Origin of the sequence: Pseudomonas sp. NFACC25, assembly GCF_900100935.1 — a bacterium.
Classification (GTDB): domain Bacteria; phylum Pseudomonadota; class Gammaproteobacteria; order Pseudomonadales; family Pseudomonadaceae; genus Aquipseudomonas; species Aquipseudomonas marginalis.
In genome coordinates, this window is sequence record NZ_FMUC01000001.1 from 107,860 (window position 1) to 126,054 (window position 18,195).

The following is an 18,195-nucleotide window of genomic DNA, read 5'->3' on the forward strand; positions in this document are numbered from 1 at the left end:
ATGAGCGAGAAAAATCCCCTGCCGTTTGCCAAAACCCAATCGCGCGCCATGTTGCTGTGGGTCGTGGCGGTGCTGATCGGCCTGCCCGTGCTATTGCCCTCGGCGACCCTGGCCAGCGAGATCCTGATCTTTGCCATGGCGGCCCTGGCCTGCAACCTGTTGCTTGGCTACACCGGTCTGCTGTCATTCGGCCAAGGCATCTTCTTTGGTGCCGGTGCCTACTGCGCGGCGCTGCTGATGATCCACCTGCAACTGGGCCTGTTCACCGCGCTGCTGGGCGCCGCCATCGCCGGTGGTTTCCTGGCCTTGCTGGTGGGTGCCCTGGCAATCCGGCGCACCGGCATCTACTTCGTGATGCTTACGTTGGCCTTCAGCCAGATGGCGTACTTTGTCGCCTACACCCTCAGCGACTGGACCGGTGGCGACAACGGCCTGCTCAGCGTGCCACGCCCGGAAATCCGCATCGGCGATACCGTGCTGCTGTCCCTGGCCGACGCCCGTGCGTTCTATGGCTTTGTCGCGGTGCTGTTCCTGTTGATCTTTATCGGCGCACGCCGGGTGATCGCCTCGCCGTTCGGCAGCACGCTGATGGCGATCCGCGAAAACGAAACCCGCGCCTCGGCCATCGGCTACGACACGCGGCATTTCAAGATCCTGGTGTTCGTGCTGTCCGGCGCAGTCACCGGGATTGCCGGGGCGCTGTACGCCATGCTGCTGCACTTTGTGCCGCTGTCGAATATCGACCTGGCGATGTCCGAGAACATCCTGATCATGACCATTATCGGCGGCACCGGCTCGCTGTTCGGTTCGTTGCTGGGCGCCGGGTCCATCGTGCTGCTGGGGGATTTTCTCTCCGACCTGTGGCCCCGTTGGCTGATGCTGCTGGGGGTGATCCTGATCCTGGTGGTGATCTTCATGCGCGGCGGTTTGTGGGGCGGCCTGGCCGCGTTGTTCGAGCGCGTGCGCGGCCGTCGCAAGGCTGCCGTCGTCGCCAAGGAGGAAGGGCTATGAGCATCCTGTTGGAAACCCAGGACCTGGAACTGGCCTATGGCGCGTTCCGTGCAGTGAATGGCGTGAACCTCAAGGTCGAAGCCGGCACCATCCACACCATCATCGGCCCCAACGGCGCGGGCAAGACCAGCCTGTTCCACTGCCTGACCGGTGAACGCCAGGCCACGGCCGGAGCGATTCATTTCGACGGCAGGAACCTGATGCGCAAGCCGGCCCACGGCCGCGTCGGCCTGGGCATGGCGCGCTCGTTCCAGCTCACCAGCCTGTTCCAGAACCTCAGCGTGCGCGAAAACCTGCGACTCGCCGCCCAGGGCCGCGACGGTGCACGTGCATTGAACTTCTGGCGCCGCGTGGACAGCAAGCGCGAACACCTGGAGATGGCCGACCAGGTGCTCGAACGCCTGCAACTCAGCGCCCGCGCCGAGACCCTGGCCGGCGAGTTGTCCCACGGCCAGCAACGGGTGCTGGAGGTGGGCATGTCGATCTGCTCCAAGCCCAAACTGTTGATGCTCGACGAGCCCACCTCGGGCATGGGCATCGATGACATCCCGATCATGACCCAGTTGATCAGCGACCTCGGCCGCGACCACACGGTGCTGTTGATCGAACACAACATGAGCATCGTCATGTCCATCAGCCAGCGCATCACGGTGATGAGCCACGGGCAGATCCTGGTGGAAGGCACGCCGGAGTTCGTGCGTGCCGATGAACGCGTGCGCAGTGCTTATCTTGGGGAGGCTGCCTGATGCTGATCGTCGAGAATATCCATTCCTACTATGACAAGAGCCACGTGCTCGAAGGCGTGTCGCTGAGGGTCAACCCCGGCGAACTGGTGACCCTGCTCGGGCGCAATGGCGCGGGCAAGACCACCACCCTGCGCAGCATCCTCGGCATCATCTGCCCGCGCCAGGGCCAGATCCACTTCAACGGCCAGGCGCTGGTGGGGCAGAAAATCTTTGAAATCGCGCGCCAGGGCCTGGCGCTGGTGCCGGAAAATCGCGGGATCTTCCGCCTGCTGACCGTCGAGGAAAACCTGCGCATCGCCGTGCGCAAGACCAGCCGCTGGCAGCTCGAAGACGTGTACGGCATGTTCCCGCGCCTCAAGGAGCGGCGCAGGAACGCCGGCCATGCACTCTCCGGCGGCGAGCAACAGATGCTCGCCATCGCCCGCGCCCTGCTCAACGACCCCAAGTTGCTGATCCTCGACGAACCCACCGAAGGCCTCGCCCCGGTGATCGTCGACGAACTGGTGAAGATCCTGCGCAAAGTCAAGGACGACGGCCTGCCGGTGCTGCTGGTGGAACAGAACCTGATGGTCTGCGACAAGCTCGCCGACCGCCATTACGTCCTCGAACAGGGCCGCGTGGTCTACGAGGGCAGCGCCGCCGCCTTCCGCGCCGACCCGACCATCAAGAACCGCTACCTGGCGCTGAGCGCCTGACGGGAGAATGCAGATGAACAGTTTTGCGCAACCACTCCAGGGCAACGCCCCGCTGATCAACCGCGACCGCCTGTGGCAATCGCTGATGGACCTGGCGCAACTGGGCGCCACGGTCAAGGGCGGCGTGTGCCGCCTGGCCCTCACCGACCTGGACCGCCAGGCCCGTGACCTGTTTGTACAGTGGTGCGAAGCCGCCGGGTGCAGCGTCAGTGTCGACGCCATCGGTAATATCTTCGCCCGCCGCCCTGGGCGTAATCCGGCCCTGCCGCCGGTGATGACCGGCAGCCATATCGACACCCAACCCACCGGCGGCAAGTTCGACGGCTGCTACGGGGTGATGGCCGGGCTGGAAGTGATCCGCACCCTCAATGACTTGAAGATCGAGACCCAGGCGCCGATCGAAGTGGTGGTATGGACCAATGAAGAAGGCTCGCGCTTTCCTCCGTGCATGATGGGCTCCGGGGTATTTGCCGGTAAGTTCGACCTGCAGGACACCCTCGACAAGCAGGACGAGCAAGGCCTGTCGGTGGGCGCCGAGTTGCAGCGCATCGGCTATGCCGGTTCGCGCGCGGTGTTAGGCCACCCGGTCGGCGCGTATTTCGAAGCGCATATCGAGCAAGGCCCGGTGCTGGAAGACCAGGCCACCACCATCGGCGTGGTCATGGGCTGCCTGGGCCAGAAGTGGTTCGACCTGACCCTCACCGGCGTCGAAGCCCACGCCGGCCCGACGCCGATGCACCTGCGCAAGGACGCCCTGGTGGGCGCCGCCGAGGTGGTCAGCGCGGTCAACCGTATCGCCCACCAGCAACAACCTCACGCCTGCGGCACGGTCGGCTGCCTGAGCCTGCATCCGGGGTCGCGCAATGTGATTCCCGGCCAGGTGCACATGACCCTCGACCTGCGCCACCTGCATGCCGACAAGCTGCAGGCCATGGTCGATGAAATACGTGGCGTGATCGAAGCCACAGCAGCCCGGCACGGGTTGACCTTCGAACTGACGCCCACCGCCGACTTCCCGCCCCTGGACTTCCACCCGGCCTGCGTCAACGCCGTGCGCGATGCGGCGGGTGCCTTGGGCCTGAGCCATATGGACATCGTCAGCGGCGCCGGGCATGACGCGATTTTCGTCGCCGAGCTGGGCCCGGCCGGGATGATCTTTGTGCCGTGCGAAGGCGGCATCAGCCATAACGAAATCGAAAACGCCGCGCCGGATGACCTTGCGGCCGGGTGCGCCGTGTTGCTGCGCGCCATGGTCAACGCGGCACAGGGGGAACAGCCATGAGTGACCTAGGTGAACTGACGGCGGTACAACTGCTGGCGCATTTTCGCGACAAGACCCTGTCGCCGGTGGACGTCACCGAGGACGCATTGCTGCGCATCGAACGCCACAACCCGGTGGTCAACGCCTACTGCCATGTGGACCCCGAGGGCGCGCTGCGCGCCGCGCGGGCGTCGGAGCAACGCTGGTTGAAGGGTGAACCCTGCGGTGCCCTGGATGGCGTGCCCGCCTCGATCAAGGACCTCACACTGACGCTCGGCATGCCCACCCGCAAGGGCTCGCGCACCTCGTCGGCCGAGGGTCCGTGGGACGTCGACGCGCCCTTCCCGGCCTTTATGCGCAAGGCCGGCGCGGTGCTGCTGGGTAAGACCACCACCCCGGAATTCGGCTGGAAAGGCGTCACCGATAACCCGCTGTACGGCATCACGCGCAACCCGTGGGACACCCGCACCACGGCGGGCGGCTCGTCTGGCGGCGCGGGCGCGGCAGCTGCATTGAACCTGGGCGTGCTGCACCAGGGCAGCGATGCCGGCGGCTCGATCCGCATCCCCTGCGCGTTTACCGGCACCTTCGGCATCAAGCCGACGTTCGGCTATGTACCGCAATGGCCGGCCAGTTCAATGACCATCCTGTCGCACCTGGGGCCGATGACCCGTACCGTGGAAGACAGCGTGCTGATGCTGCAGGCCGTGGCACAGCAGGATACGCGGGATGGCCTGATCGGCGCGCCGAGGACCACGCCATGGCTCACGCCGCACACGGATTTGAACGGCCTGCGCGTGGCCTACAGCCCCACGTTTGGCTACGTGGATGTCGACCCGCAGGTGGCCAGGGTGGTCGCCCGGGCGGTCGAGGGCCTGGTGCAGTTGGGTGCCCATGTCGAGCAGATCGACCCCGGTTTCAGCGACCCGCTGGAAGTGTTCAGCACCTTGTGGGCAGCGGGCGCGGCACGCCTGACCGGGGCCATGAGCGACGCACAGAAACAACTGCTGGACCCTGGGCTGCTGCGCATTGCCCGGCGTGGCGAGCAGTTGAGCCTGGATGACTTCAACGCAGCCCTCGAAGCCCGCGCCGCGCTGGTGGCCCGTATGGCGGCGTTCCACGAGCATTACGACGTGCTGGTCTCGCCGATGATGCCGATCACCGCGTTCGAGGCCGGGCACAACGTACCGCCCGGTTCCGGGATGCAGGAATGGACCGAGTGGACACCGTTCACCTACCCCTTCAACCTTACCCAGCAGCCGGCGGCGTCGGTGCCGTGCGGCTTGGCGGCGAATGGTTTGCCGGTGGGGTTGCATGTGGTGGGCGCGCGGTTTGCCGATGAGCAGGTGTTGCGAGTGTGCCGGGCGTATGCCAAGGCGTTTCCGACCCGGCACTTACAGACACCGATCACCCCAACACCGTAGATCCAAATGTGGGAGGGGCGGTGCGACGATTCGACTTGCCCCTCCCACATTTTCTGACCGCATTCCAATCCCCTGCCTCTACAATGTCTCCCATTCATCCCCGGGGGCTTCATGGACATCGAACTGGCACGCACTTTCCTGGAAATCACCCGCTGCGGCAGCCTGGCCGCCGCCGCCGAGAAACTGCACGTCACCCAGACCGCCATCACCGCCCGCGTTAAAAACCTGGAAAGCCAACTGGGCAGTACGCTGTTCGTGCGCAACCGCGCCGGTGCACGCCTGACCGCCGACGGCGAGGCGTTTGTGGTGTACGCCAACCAGTTGCTGCAAACCTGGGAAGCCGCGCGGCGCGACCTGCCGTTGCCCGATGGCTATCGCAATGTGCTGCATATCGGCGGTGAAGTCAGCCTGTGCAACCCGCTGATGCTCGGTTGGGCCCGGGCCCTGCGCGAACAGATCCCCGGGCATGCCCTGCGCACCGAAGTGCGTGAAGGTGAATACCTGCTGCGGCAGCTGGAGCTCGGCGTACTCGATGCGGCGCTGGTGTTCCAGCCGCAGTACTGGCCGGGGTTGCAGGTGGAGCAGGTGCTGGAAGAAAAACTGATCCTGGTGCAATTGACGAGCAAACCGGCCCCGTACGTCTACATCGATTGGGGCCCGGGTTTCCGCCAGCAGCACGACGCTGCCCTGCCCGACAGGGCTCGCGCGGCGGTGAGTTTCAACCTCGGGCCGCTGGCGTTGCAGTACATCCTCGAGAATGGCGGCGCGGGGTATTTCCGCACGCGGGTGGTACAGAGCTACCTGGACAGCGGCGTGATGCAGCGCGTGCCCAAGGCCCCTGAATTCAGCTTCCCGACGTTCCTGGTGTACTCGCGGGCACGGGATTCGGCGGTGTTGCAACAGGCCCTGGGGCTGCTGCGTGAAGTGGTCAAGGCCGAGAGTGACTGGTCGCAGCGCTGGGACCCGTTGATCTGAATCCCTTCCCCGGCGCAGCACGCAAAACTCGCAGATTCCCGTGTACCAACTAAGCTCAGTCTCCAACAAAAAAACCTGAGCAGCCCGCCATGGTCCACCCCACCGAGACGTTTCGCAGCCGCTACCGCGCCGAGGTCAGCCCCCATTACAACCCCTGGCTGCACGCCGGCTTTGTGCTCGGCTATGGCGTGTGCTGCATCGGCCTGGCCGGGGCCTCCACCCACCGAGTGACGCCGTTCGAGTGGCTGACCGTGCCGCTGACCCTGGTGTTCTTCAACCTCTGTATCTACCTGGTGCATCGCCACCTCGGCCATCACAAACACGCCTTGGCCCGCCTGTTCTATGCGCGCCACACCGGTGATCACCACAGCTTCTTTACCCCCGGCCACATGACCTACGACAGCCCGCGAGACTGGCGGGTCATTCTCTTTCCGGCGTGGCTGATCGTGCTGCACAGCCTGGTCATCACCCTCCCCGCCTGGTGGTTGCTCCAGCACCTGAACGCCAATGTCGCCGGGCTGTTCGCCGGGAGCATGATCCTCGGTTACCTGCTCTACGAAGTGTTCCACGCCTGCGAGCACTTGCCCGCCGACCACCCGCTGGCGCGCCTGCCGTGGATTCGCCAGATGCACCGACTGCACGCCCTGCATCACCGCCGCGAGCTGATGCAGGGGCGCAATTTCAATATCGTCCTCCCGCTGATGGATTACCTGTTCGGCACCCTGTACTGGGAACCGAACCCCAACGACAACCAGGAATCGTCATGAGTACCCGTCGAAAGAAAATGCGTCATCTGCTGTTTGTGCTGCTGGCGGTGATCGCTTTCCTGCTGTTGATGCCGACCAAAGTGCAACCGGTGAACTGGGCTCCACCCAAGGCACCATCGATGAAGGAAGGCGCCTATGCCGACAACCAACGCCTCAAGGCTGTGCAGAAAATCGGCGCCCAGGGCATCACCGGCCCCGAGGCCTTGCTGCTCGATGCCCAGGGGCTTCTGATCAGCGGGCTGCATGACGGCCGCATCATCCGCACGTCGCCCGACAGCCCCACTCTGGAAGTGCTGGCCAACACCGGTGGTCGGCCGCTGGGCATGGCGCTGCACCCGGACGGGCGCTTGATCATTGCAGACGGGGTCAAGGGCTTGCTCGCGCTGGATCCCCAGCGCCAACTGACCGTCCTGAGCGCCAGCGCCAATGGCGTCCCCTTTGGCTTTACCAATGACGTGACCATCGATGCCGGCGGGCGCTATGCCTACTTCAGCGATGCTTCGAGCCGCTGGGGTTATGGCCAGGATGGCGAGGCGGTGATCGAGCATGGCGGCGATGGTCGCCTGCTGCGCTATGACTTTCGCAACGGCACCACCGAGGTGTTGCTGGACCAACTGCAATTCGCCAACGGCGTGGCCCTCGGCCCCGATGAAAATTACCTGCTGGTCAATGAAACCGGGGCGTATCGCATCAGCCGCTACTGGCTCAAGGGCGAACGTGCGGGCAACCACGACTTGTTTATCGACAACCTGCCCGGCCTGCCGGACAACCTCAGTTTCAACGGCCAGGACCGTTTCTGGGTGGCGCTGTACTCACCACGCAACCCGCTGCTGGACAGCTTTGCCGGCTACCCCTTGCTGCGCAAGGTGATGGTGCGTGCGCTGATGGTGGTGCCCAAGCCCATTGAGCGCAAAGCCTTCGTGCTGGGGCTGGACACCGACGGCAAGGTCATCGCCAACTTGCAGGATGGCAGCGCCGGCAATTACTCGCCCATCACCACGGCCCGGGAATATGGCGACTGGCTGTACCTGGGCTCATTGAAGAATACGAGCATGGCGCGCTTGCCGTTGAAGCTGGCGTTGGCGCAATAACGCAAAAAGGGCATACAGGCGCCTGGCCTGTATGCCCTGGGTACTACGGATCACTCATATTCAGCTCTTGGTGCTGCTCAGCAAGGTCTGCTTGCACAGGTGACCGAAGCTGACGAACTCGGTGTTGTCACCACCGACGCCGATGCCCGGGTACTCCAGTACTTCCATGCGCCACACGCCGTAATTGAAGTCGGTACGCCAGGTGTTGTTGTAGCCCTGGGCGTAGTCGACAAAGGTGGTCTGGAAATCACCGGAGCAGGTGCCTACGTTGATCGTGCCCGCCGCTTGGCCCGCACTGTCGGTCGCCGCCGAATACGCCTTGTAGACGATATCGCCGTTGGCCGGGTCGATCCGCTGGTCGAGATAGACGATCGGGTGCAGGCCCACCAGCGGTGCACCGGTGCTGTCCGACAGGCCCATGGTCCAGGTCAGGTCGCGATAGGCTTGGGTGGTCATGTAGCCGTAGCCCACGTCGGAAGCCGAATACGGAATGCGCAACACGTTCGCCTCGCCCTTCACATCCGGGCTGTTGACCCGCGGGTTGGAACCAAACGACAAGTTGTACTTGCCGGTCGCGCTCCACGGCTCGTTCGGGTGCTGGTTCGGCCGCACACGTACCTTGACCACGCCACCGACACCCGGGCTCGGGATCGAGGTCGACACGACGTTGGCCCCCACGGTGACCCACTGGGCGCCATCGAAACGCTCGAGGATCCACTTGTTGCGCGTGCTGCCACTGGTCGCATCGGCCGTCAGCGCAATACCCACACTTTGGCCACGGACGGCGGTGAAATCGAAGTAATCGACATCATCCAGGCTGTCGGCATTGCCGTTGATGTAGTTGAGGGTGTCCGGCAGTTGGAAGGCCGTGTCCGGGGTGTCATTGGGTTCGAACGCATCAAGGTTGGTATCGACCGCCACGCCGAACTGAAAGCTCGAGCCCTGGACCGCCGCGTTGGCCTCCATGAACCAGTAGTAATCGCCGGCCGGCACCACGCCGCCAAGGCTTTCATCGCCCGTGCCGGGGTTATTGGAGGTGCCCAGGGGCAGCGGATTGCCCTGGCCGTCGTCCTGGAACAGCGACAACGACATGTCGGTGCCTGCGGTCTGGTTGACCAGCAGAACATTGATCCGCGCCTTCTGCGGCAGGTTGAAGTGGTAGCACAGCAGGTCGCCGGTTTGCACGCCATCGATCGTATAGAGCGAGTTGATGTCCAGCGTCTGCTCACAGCCCTGGACCAGCGCAGCCTGTACGGCAGGCGCCGACTGGGCCGTGGTTTTCTGCAGCTTGGTCACCCTGGCCGGCGCAGTGTTGTCTTCCACCACCGAGTCAGCCTTCGCCTTGGGGGCAAACAGGGTTTTCTTCTGCTGGGCACCCGCCAGCAATTGCTGCTTGAGGGCAGCCGTCGCCTTGTTGGCCTTGACCTTCGCAGCGCTTTTCAAGCCTTGCTTGACCGCAGGAGGCGCCGCTTGCGCAGCCAGGTGAGGGTATTGTTCAGCGAGGGCAAAGGCCGAGACGAAGCAGGTGGCCGCCATGGCCGCACCGAGCATAAAGGCTTTTTTCGATTTCATTTTTTATCCATCCATAGTTAAAAACTGAAGGTCAGGTGACATCCGGTCACCTGGGATGGAATCTAGCCAACAACTGTATGTATGTCCAGTATTTTTGTAGGAAATTTCTTCATCTAATACCCGGTCATCTCCAGGTACCCCACCCCACCCTCAAACCGCACCGGCCCTTCCCAATACGGAATACTCAGGTTCATCCAGGCCTTGGGGTTGACGGCCTGGGTGGTGATATCCAGCTGCTTGCCGGGAACTTTCAGCGACCAGCGTGTGGGAATCTGGCGACCGTCGATCGCCGTGGTGTCCAGCGGTGCCAGTTGGATGTCGGCGTTGTGCAGGGTCTGGGTGTGGCCTTCGCGGTCGATCCAGGTGCCGGTCAGGTAGGACGCGCCGTCGGTTTGCCGCACCCGAAACAGCATCAACTGCTCGCCACGGTCCAGGTGCAGGGAGAACCAGTCCCAGCCGGTCTGGCTGGCGGTCAGCGGTTGGCTGCTCCATTCGCGGTCGAGCCACGCGGGGCCGCTGACCTGGTACGTCTTACCGTCGATGCTGACATCGCCCTCGGCGGTAAAAAACGGCTGGCTGTAGTAGTACGACGCCTGGCCCTGATCGGATTTGCGGCTGTAGCCGTTGTCGCCTTGCAACACCAATGGCCGGCTGGAGGTGAGGCGCAGGTCGTAGGCAAATTGCGCACCGCTGGCCTTGAGTTGCATGTCCGCCAAGGCGCTCGCGGCACCGGGCTGGCTGGCGAAATTCCAGTCGTCGATCCAGGCGTTGAACGGCGCAGCCTGCGCCCCGGCCTGGCCGACGCCGCCGCGGGCGAAGCGTTCGGCGGCGTAGTGGCGGGTGGCGGAGGTGACGGCGGCGTGGCCGAGCCATACGGTCGAGTCGTGCCAGCCCGCCTGCGTCGGCCCAGCCTTGAGGGCGTTGCGAAACAACGTCCATTGCACGCCGAACACATTGCCCTGGGCGTCCTTGAGGTTGGCGGTGACGTACCACCACTCGATCCGAAAGCCATCGTGGGAGCCGTGGTCTTCGGGAAAGCTGAAGACCTTGCCGGGCAGCACCTGGGCAAAGTCGGCGGCGTCACTGCCCAGGCCGGCGAAGCTTTCCTGGGGCGCGGGGACTTTGTCGCAGGCCGCCAGCAGTAATAACGCACACATCAACGCCCTAATCTTCATGGGCAAACGTCCTCAACAAATCCGCCGGACGGCTGCGGTACAGCTGCCATAGGGGCCAGGCCGACGCCAACAACGTGGCCAACATCGCCAGCCCCAGCAATTGTGCGAGCTGCCACGGGAACACTTGCAACGGCAGCCGCCAACCAAAGGCCTGCACGTTGATCACCGCGTCCAGGCACCACGCCAGCAACAGCCCCAGGGGCAATGCCAGCAGCAGCGTGAGCACCGCCAGCAGCCAGGTTTGCCCCAGGTTCAGCAGCATCAATTGCCTGCGCGTCACCCCCAATGCCCACAGCGGGGCGAGTTGACCGAGGCGGCTCTGGCTCTGGGTCAGCAGGCTGATGAACAGCGCTACGCCGGCCACGCCCAAGGTCAGGCTGTTGAGCGCGGCGGTGGCGGCGAAGGTGCGCTCGAACACCTGGCTCGACCAGCCCTTGAGTTGCTGTTGATCGACGATACGGCTGTCTTCCAGGGCAAAGGCGCGCTGCACTTCAGCCACCAGCGGCGCCACGTCCTGCGGCAGCACCCGCAGGTTGAAACGCGCCGGTGCCAGTGTCGGCCAGTGGGCCAGCAGGTGCCGGGAATTGACCAGCACGTGGCCCTTGGGGTTGCCGTAATCGGCGTACACCCCCACTACGGTGGGCGACCACACCCCCTGGGGCGTGGGAATGCTCACCGTATCACCCAGCGTCACCCCGAGCCGCCGCGCCAGTTGCTCGCTGAGCATCAGGGTCTCGCCTTGCTGCAACTGGTCCCACGGCGCCCTCGCCGCTTCCAGCAACGGCCAGTGCTGGCGATAGGTCGGGTCGTCGACCACGCCAAACAGATCCGCCGGCCAACCCTGCAATTGCACCGCGACCTGCCAGGTGGGCAACACGGTTTGCACCAACGGTTGCTGCGCCAGCCAGGCGCTGAGTTGCTCTGCCTGGGCCGGGTTTTGCGGGTTGAGGTACAGCTCGGCGGTGAGGCGTTGCTCCAGCCAGTTATTGAACGTGTGACGAAAGCCCGAGGTCATGGAGCCCGCGCCGATATTCGCGGCCAGGGCCAACAGCAGCGCCATCAATGCCAGGCTCAGGGCCGGCAATTGTTGGCGGCAGTCAGCCAGGAACCACTGGCCGAGTACCGAACGGCTGTGCCCCAGCAGCGCCTCCAACAGGCCATTGAGCAGCACCGGCAGGCCCAGGGCGCCGCCGAGCAGCAAGGCCGCCATCAACACAAAACCGGCGGCCAGGCTGTCGCCCAGCCATAACGCCAACAACGCGATCAGCAAGGCCGTAGCCGCGACCCAGCCCTGGCGCCGCAACCAGCGCCCATGGGCCTCGTGCCAGGCCTGGGCGTTGGCCAGCGCCAGCAACGGCAGACGCGCCGCCCGCCACAGGCTGCTGGCGCCGGCAAGCAAGGCGCCGAGCAGACTCAAGCCCAACCCTGCCGCCCACCACCAGGGACTCAAGCTCAATTGGCCCGGCACCTCGGCGCCATACAAGCCACGCAGGCTGGCGGCCACATCCGGCAGCAACAGGCTGGCCAGCAGGTAACCACTGGCGACGCCGAGCACGCCCCCCAACAGCGACAACGCCCCCAGCTCCACCCCCAGGCCGAGGATCAACATCCGCGCACTCACCCCACAGGCGCGCAAGGTGCGCAACAACCCGCGCCGTTGCTCCAGGGCCAGGCCGATGGCCGCATGCACGATAAACAGCCCCACCACAAACGACAGGAAACCCAGCGCATCAAGGTTCAGGTGAAAGCTCTCGGTCAGCCGCGCGAGGTTATTCTCCTCGCCCTGCTTGAGCTGCAGCCCGGCGGGCGGTGTGGGATGGCGAGCGGCGAAGGCCTTGTCCACCAGCAGGCGCGAGAGCTGGCCGGGCATCTCCAGCAGCACCTGGGCAAACCCGATATCGGTGAGCAACAGGCCGGGCGCCATATCCGCCTGGACTTGCAATGGCGGCAGGCGCTGCCCATTCAGCGTGAGCGGTTGCTGGCCCTCGCGCAGTCCCAGGGCCTGCAAGGTGTGCGGTGCAATCCAGGTACGCCCCGGCGGTTCAAAGAAGGCCAGCATCTGCGCCTGGCTCAGGCGCTGCCCCGACACCGCGCCGCTGCCGGGCAACGAAAGTGGTTCGATGCCCATCAACTGCAGGCGCACGTCCTCATGCCCCTTGAGTTGCAGCCGCCCCTGCACCACCGGCGACACCGGCCACCCGGCACGACGCAGTTGGGCAAACAGCGTTTGCGGGAAACTGGCGGCGTCCGGCGCACTGAGGCTGGCCTGGGGTTCGCCGCCGATCAATTGGCTGGCGCGCGCGTAACTGTCGCGGGCCTGGCTGTTGAGGGCCTGCACCCCGGTCAGCAGCGCGGTGGCCAGCCACAGGCCGGTGAGCACGCTGAAGAACTGCACCGGATGGCGTCGCCAATGGCTGAGCAAGGCACGCAAGGTCCAGTAAAACACCCTCACGTCGGCATGACCTGTCCATGATGCAGCACCACTTGCCGGTCCAGTCGGGCGGCGATGCGTGGGCTGTGAGTGACCATCAACAAGCTGGTGGGACTGTCGCGCAGCAGGTCCAGCAGCAGTTGCAGGACCTCGTCGCTGGTGGCTTCGTCGAGGTTGCCGGTGGGCTCGTCGGCCAACAGCAAACCCGGGCGCGAGGCCAACGCCCGCCCGACCGCCACCCGTTGCTGCTGGCCGCCCGAGAGTTGTTCCGGGTAACGCTTGAGCAAGTCCCCCAGGCCCAGGCGCTCGACCAATTGCGCCTGCCACTGCGGATCAAAACGCCCCGCCAGGCGGGCCTGGAACGCCAGGTTGTCGTCGACGCGCAAGCTGCCGATCAGGTTGAACTGCTGGAACACCAGGCCAATCTCAGTGCGCCGCCAGTGGGCCAGTTGCGCCTCGCTCATCTGGTCAAGGCGCTGCTCACCTACCTCGATGCTGCCGCCGTCCACCCGATCAAGCCCGGCAACCAGGTGCAGCAGGGTGCTCTTGCCGCTGCCGGACTCACCCATCAACGCCAGGCTGCTGCGCCCCCCCAGGTGCAGGTCGACCCCCGCCAGTACCGCCAACGGGCCCTGGGGGGTGGCGTAGCTTTTGAAGACACCTTGCACCTGCAACATGGGAACACTCATCGGATGGCTGGCAATCGAGAATAACGGCTGAGGATCAAGGCCACGCAAATTTTTCACATGGTTTTCACCGGCCGCCCACCCACCGCACTTTAAATTGCCGGCCAAGCGTCACTCGTCGACAACTTATTAGTTGCCACGCCTGGCAACTTTTAACCGCAGCATGTTCAGCGAAAAGACAGCCACCCTGTGACAGCCTCGCGCTTCACTTCGGGCACTTGCCGACAAGTTGCGCCTAATTAATACAACACAGCCGATAGTGACCATGGTGAATGTAGTGGTTGACCTTACCCTGATTAAACCACGCTCGCGCCGAGCCTTTTTCAAGCGCCTCAAACCGCTTTGGCTCGGGCTTACGGTGGTCGCCGTGCTGCTCACTTGCGCGCTGTTCTGGCCGACCTCCCCACGGGACCTCGGCGTGGGCAACCGCCTGCTGACGTCCCAGGTGCTGCCGCTGTGGCGCGACGGCGACCTGATCGTACTGGTGCGTCATGAAGAGCGCTGCGACCGTTCGAGCAACCCGTGCCTGGGCCCGGTGGAAGGCGTGACGATCAATGGCAGCCAACACGCCGAAAACCTGGGGAAAGCCTTTAAATCCCTGGGCATGGACGGCACCGACGTACTCTCAAGCCCCGCCATTCGCACGGCCCAGACCTCGCGTTTCATGTTCGGCAAAACCGACATGACCTCCAGCGAACAAGCCGTCTGCGGCAAGGCCATGGGTGAAGAACTGCTCGGCCACAAACAGGCTGGACGCAACCTCGTATTCGTCACCCACAGCGGTTGCATCGCCGACTTTGAAACCGCCCTGGGCTTCCCCCACGCCAAGTTTTCCGAGTACGGCAGCGCGCTGTTCGTGCAGGTGCTGGCCAACGGCAAGTTCAAGGCCCTGGGCATCATGAAAAACCAGGACTGGCCTGCCGCGCTTAAATAAATCCACGTCATTCCCTTCCCGCCACTACGGCTTATGTTCAGCAAAAAGACAGCCCTGTTCTGGCATGTTTAGTTGCGTCCTTAATTAAGGTCGTTATGACTATTTCCTGTTATTTAGTGAACGCCGTGACGACTTTCACCATTACTTCATTAATTGAAAAAAACACCATCAGACGTCAAGGAGCGACGTTTTCATGACTCGCCTGACCCCCCTGCCGGTACTCTTGCTGGCCTTCGTCGCGTTTTATCTGTTGCCACTGGGCCTGCACGGTTTGTGGATACCGGATGAAACCCGCTACGCCCAGATCAGCCAGGAAATGCTCCTGAGCGGCAACTGGGTGGCGCCGCACTTCATGGGCATCCGCTATTTCGAAAAACCGGCCGCCGGTTACTGGCTGATCGCCCTGGGCCAGTCCGTGTTTGGCCAGAACCTGTTCGGCGTGCGCATCGCCTCGGCCCTGACCACCGGCTTGAGCGTGCTGCTCGCTTACCTGATCGCCCGTCGCCTGTGGAACGACCCGCGAAAAAGCTTCGCCTGTGCCCTGCTCTACCTGAGCTTTGGCCTGGTGGCCGGGCAGGCGGGGTATTCCAACCTCGATCCGCAATTCACCCTGTGGGTCAACCTGAGCCTGGTGGCGCTGTGGTTTGCCCTCGACAGCAGCACCCTGCGCAGCCGCCTGGGCGCCTGGGCCGTGCTGGGATTTGCGTGTGCCATGGGGTTCATGACCAAGGGTTTCCTGGCGTGGGCGCTGCCGGTGCTGATTGCCGTGCCCTATATGCTCTGGCAGCGCCGCCTGGGCGAGTTGCTGCGGTATGGCCCGCTGGCCATCGGCGTGGCTGTGCTGGTGTGTTTGCCCTGGGTGCTGGCGATTCACACTCAGGAACCGGATTTCTGGCGCTTCTTTTTCTGGAATGAACACATCCGCCGCTTCAGCGCCGATAACGCGCAACACGTGCGGCCCTGGTGGTTCTTCCTGCCGATCATGGCGGTGGCTTGCCTGCCGTGGGCCGGGCTGCTGCCCGACACCCTGTACCAGGCCTGGAAAGAAAAGCGCCAACCGGCAATCGCCTTCCTGGCCCTGTGGTTGCTGCTGCCCCTGGGCTTGTTCAGCCTGAGCAACGGCAAGCTGCCGACCTACATCATGCCGTGCCTGCTGCCCCTCGCATTGCTGATGGGGCATACCCTGAGCGAGCTGGTCAGCCAGGGCAAAACCCGCACCCTGCGCCTCAATGGCCTGCTCAACTTCGTGATCGGCATGGCCGCCATGGTCGGGCTGATCTACCTGCAAATCGCCAGGCCGCTGTACAGCAACAGCCATGCGGAGATGTTCAGCCTGTCCCTGGCGTTTATCGTGCTGCTGGGCTGGATCCTTGCCAACCTGCTGCAAAGCGTGCGGCCGCTGACGCTGTGGGCGATGCCGGCCTTGGGCATCGGCCTGCTGGTAGTGCTGCTGCCGTCAAGCATGCCGGCCTACATCGCCGATAACGAAATGCCCGACCAATTTGTGCTGGAGCATCTGGATGAGTTGCAGCACACCCACGCGCTGCTGAGCAATGAACTGGAAAGCGCCAGCGCCTTGGCCTGGCGCCTGCAACGACCCGACGTGGCGCTGTATGACACCGAAGGCGAGTTGCGCTACGGCTTGCAGTACGCCGGTGCGGTCACACGCAAAGTGGAGTTGGAACAGGTTCAGGGCTGGCTCAAGGAGGCGCGCCAGCACGGCTCGGTCGGCGTGCTGCTGCGAGTCAACAGCACCAGTGAAATGCGCGAGGCCGGGCAATTGCCGCCCGGAGGCAAACGCTACTACAAGGGCTACCTGGAACTTATCCTCTACCCGCAGGCGCCATGATGCCGGGTTATTTCAAGACCGAACGCGGCGCCCTGCTGCTGTTGCTCGGCGTCTCGGCCCTGCTGCTGCTCACCGGCCTGGGCGCACGTGACCTGTGGGGCCCGGAAACCCGCTGGGCGAATATCGCCTTGCAGATGCTGCAGAGCGGTGACTATTTCGATCCCTATCTCAAGGGCGTGCCCTATTACGACAAACCCCTGCCCTCCTACTGGCTGATCACTGGCGCGGCCCACCTGGCGGGGGGCCTCGGGCCCTGGTCGTTGCGCCTGCCATCGGTGATCGGCGCGTGGTTGAGTGTGTGGCTGGTGTACTTGATCGGCGAACGTTTGTTCCGCAAGGGCACGGGGCTGATCGCCGGCTGGATGCTCGCCACCACGTTCTACTTCCTGTTCTGGGCCCGCGTGGCCACGGCGGATGTGCTCACCGTGTGCGGCGTGCTGGCGGCCGTCGCCTGGTATTGGCGCGGCCCCGACGACACGCGGCTGTGGCGCTACACGGTGTTTTTCCTGTTGCTGGCCCTGACGTCGCTCTTGAAAGGCCTGATCGGCTTTGTGCTGCCCGGCCTGGTGCTGCTGCCGCACCTGCTCGGCGAACAGCGCTACAAGCGCCACCTCAACCTGCGCCTGGTGCTGGCCGTGCTGATCGCCGCAGCGGTGTATGCCGTGCCGTTCGTGCTGTCGCACGTCTACGGCGCACCGACCTATGGCGCGAGCGGCCTGGCCTTGGTATTCCGGGAAAACGTGGTGCGTTTCTTCGACCCGTTCGACCATATGGGGCCGATCTACACCTACCTGATCTACCTGCCCGCCTACACCCTGCCCTGGACGCCGTGCTGGCTGCTGGGCCTGTGGCTGGCCGTGCGGCACTGGCGTCACACCCCGCCGAACGTGCGCTGGCTGGTGTGGGGCCTGGGCCTGCTGTTTGTGTTCTTTACCGCCAGCGGCAGCCGACGCAGCTACTACGTACTGCCGCTGGTGCCGTTTGCCCAGTTGCTGGCGGCGTGGTGGCTGAGTGAACGCGTGTTGAAAAAGCCCGCCAGCTGGCCGCGCTGGCAGAAGGGTCTGGGGATCGCTGCCGCACTCATGCTGTTGATCCTGGGCGTGGCCTATCCCTGGTCCAACAGCAATGGCGGCGTGACCCGCTTCGCCGAGGATGTGCAAGCCGAGGCCGTGAAAAGCGCGCCCTGGAACCAATGGCAGATGGTGCTGGTGGAAGTCGACAACAAGGTCCCGATGTACCTGCAAAATGGCGGCAAGCCGTTCTACTACATCGCCGAGACCCAGGACTTTCCCCGCCAGGGTCACACCGCCGCCTTCATGGCCTGGCTGGAAAAAACCAGCGGCCAGACCTTCGACCCGCACCGTACGATCATCGTCGCGCAGTTTTCCAAGGATGATCCGACGCCGCTGGCGTATCTGGGTGCGGATCATCAGGTGATCACGACCCAGCCGGACAATGGCGAGCGGTTGTTTCAGAAGCGTGACGAGGGCAGTGTGGCGTTTATCCCTGCGTCACGCTGATAGCTGTGTATCGAGTGTGCTTGTACCGCGCTGGGCGTGGCGTGGGGACAGTGAGCCG

General features: G+C 64.1%; 15 protein-coding genes. 11 read left to right on the forward strand and 4 right to left on the reverse strand.

Features of this window, described 5'->3' with window-relative positions:
• The 8 genes from BLQ09_RS00505 to BLQ09_RS00540 all read left to right on the forward strand — a co-directional run bounded on the left by BLQ09_RS00505 (position 1) and on the right by BLQ09_RS00540 (position 7,970).
• A complete protein-coding gene (locus BLQ09_RS00505) occupies positions 1-1,011 on the forward strand; it encodes a branched-chain amino acid ABC transporter permease (RefSeq protein ID WP_027606165.1) in 1,011 nt (336 codons plus the stop codon).
• Positions 1,008-1,757 (forward strand): ABC transporter ATP-binding protein, encoded by a 750-nt coding sequence (locus BLQ09_RS00510; protein WP_027606164.1) that lies wholly within the window; start codon positions 1,008-1,010, stop codon positions 1,755-1,757. Before BLQ09_RS00505 ends, BLQ09_RS00510 begins: the two co-directional genes overlap by 4 nt.
• The gene (locus BLQ09_RS00515) at positions 1,757-2,452 is read left to right on the forward strand and encodes an ABC transporter ATP-binding protein (protein ID WP_027606163.1); all 696 of its coding nucleotides are present in this window, start codon (positions 1,757-1,759) and stop codon (positions 2,450-2,452) included. Before BLQ09_RS00510 ends, BLQ09_RS00515 begins: the two co-directional genes overlap by 1 nt.
• Before the next feature lie 13 nt (positions 2,453-2,465).
• Positions 2,466-3,734, forward strand: coding sequence for a Zn-dependent hydrolase (locus BLQ09_RS00520; protein ID WP_027606162.1), 1,269 nt, complete (start codon positions 2,466-2,468; stop codon positions 3,732-3,734).
• Positions 3,731-5,137, forward strand: a complete 1,407-nt coding sequence (locus BLQ09_RS00525; RefSeq protein WP_092354656.1) for an amidase — start codon at positions 3,731-3,733, stop codon at positions 5,135-5,137. The genes BLQ09_RS00520 and BLQ09_RS00525 overlap by 4 nt, the downstream gene beginning before the upstream one ends.
• Positions 5,138-5,248: 111 nt before the next feature.
• On the forward strand, positions 5,249-6,112 hold the full coding sequence (locus BLQ09_RS00530; protein WP_027606159.1) for a LysR family transcriptional regulator: 864 nt from the start codon (positions 5,249-5,251) through the stop codon (positions 6,110-6,112).
• 89 nt (positions 6,113-6,201) lie between these two features.
• Positions 6,202-6,879, forward strand: coding sequence for a sterol desaturase family protein (locus BLQ09_RS00535; protein WP_027606158.1), 678 nt, complete (start codon positions 6,202-6,204; stop codon positions 6,877-6,879).
• Positions 6,876-7,970 carry an SMP-30/gluconolactonase/LRE family protein gene (locus BLQ09_RS00540; protein ID WP_092354659.1) on the forward strand — a complete coding sequence of 365 codons (1,095 nt, stop codon included), beginning with the start codon at positions 6,876-6,878 and terminating at the stop codon, positions 7,968-7,970. The genes BLQ09_RS00535 and BLQ09_RS00540 overlap by 4 nt, the downstream gene beginning before the upstream one ends.
• A 60-nt stretch (positions 7,971-8,030) precedes the next feature.
• Here BLQ09_RS00540 and BLQ09_RS00545 read toward each other — a convergent pair whose 3' ends face one another.
• From BLQ09_RS00545 to BLQ09_RS00560, 4 genes are all read right to left on the reverse strand, one after another.
• Positions 8,031-9,542 carry a hypothetical protein gene (locus tag BLQ09_RS00545; RefSeq protein ID WP_092354662.1) on the reverse strand — a complete coding sequence of 504 codons (1,512 nt, stop codon included), beginning with the start codon at positions 9,540-9,542 and terminating at the stop codon, positions 8,031-8,033.
• 113 nt (positions 9,543-9,655) lie between these two features.
• A complete protein-coding gene (locus BLQ09_RS00550) occupies positions 9,656-10,717 on the reverse strand; it encodes a lipocalin-like domain-containing protein (protein WP_092354665.1) in 1,062 nt (353 codons plus the stop codon).
• Positions 10,707-13,169, reverse strand: coding sequence for an ABC transporter permease (locus BLQ09_RS00555; RefSeq protein WP_092354668.1), 2,463 nt, complete (start codon positions 13,167-13,169; stop codon positions 10,707-10,709). Before BLQ09_RS00555 ends, BLQ09_RS00550 begins: the two co-directional genes overlap by 11 nt.
• A complete protein-coding gene (locus tag BLQ09_RS00560; protein ID WP_092354671.1) occupies positions 13,166-13,825 on the reverse strand; it encodes an ABC transporter ATP-binding protein in 660 nt (219 codons plus the stop codon). Before BLQ09_RS00560 ends, BLQ09_RS00555 begins: the two co-directional genes overlap by 4 nt.
• A gap of 274 nt (positions 13,826-14,099) precedes the next feature.
• On the opposite strand from BLQ09_RS00560, the gene BLQ09_RS00565 reads away from it, so the two are divergent.
• The 3 genes from BLQ09_RS00565 (at position 14,100) to BLQ09_RS00575 (ending at position 18,137) form a co-directional block, all read left to right on the forward strand.
• Positions 14,100-14,768, forward strand: coding sequence for a lipopolysaccharide core heptose(II)-phosphate phosphatase PmrG (locus BLQ09_RS00565; protein ID WP_027606152.1), 669 nt, complete (start codon positions 14,100-14,102; stop codon positions 14,766-14,768).
• Positions 14,769-14,961: 193 nt separating this feature from the next.
• Entirely contained in the window at positions 14,962-16,617 is a 1,656-nt protein-coding gene (gene arnT, locus BLQ09_RS00570; RefSeq protein WP_092354674.1) for a lipid IV(A) 4-amino-4-deoxy-L-arabinosyltransferase, read from the forward strand.
• Positions 16,617-18,137 (forward strand): ArnT family glycosyltransferase, encoded by a 1,521-nt coding sequence (locus tag BLQ09_RS00575; RefSeq protein ID WP_092354677.1) that lies wholly within the window; start codon positions 16,617-16,619, stop codon positions 18,135-18,137. The genes arnT and BLQ09_RS00575 overlap by 1 nt, the downstream gene beginning before the upstream one ends.
• The last annotated feature ends 58 nt before the right edge of the window (positions 18,138-18,195 follow it).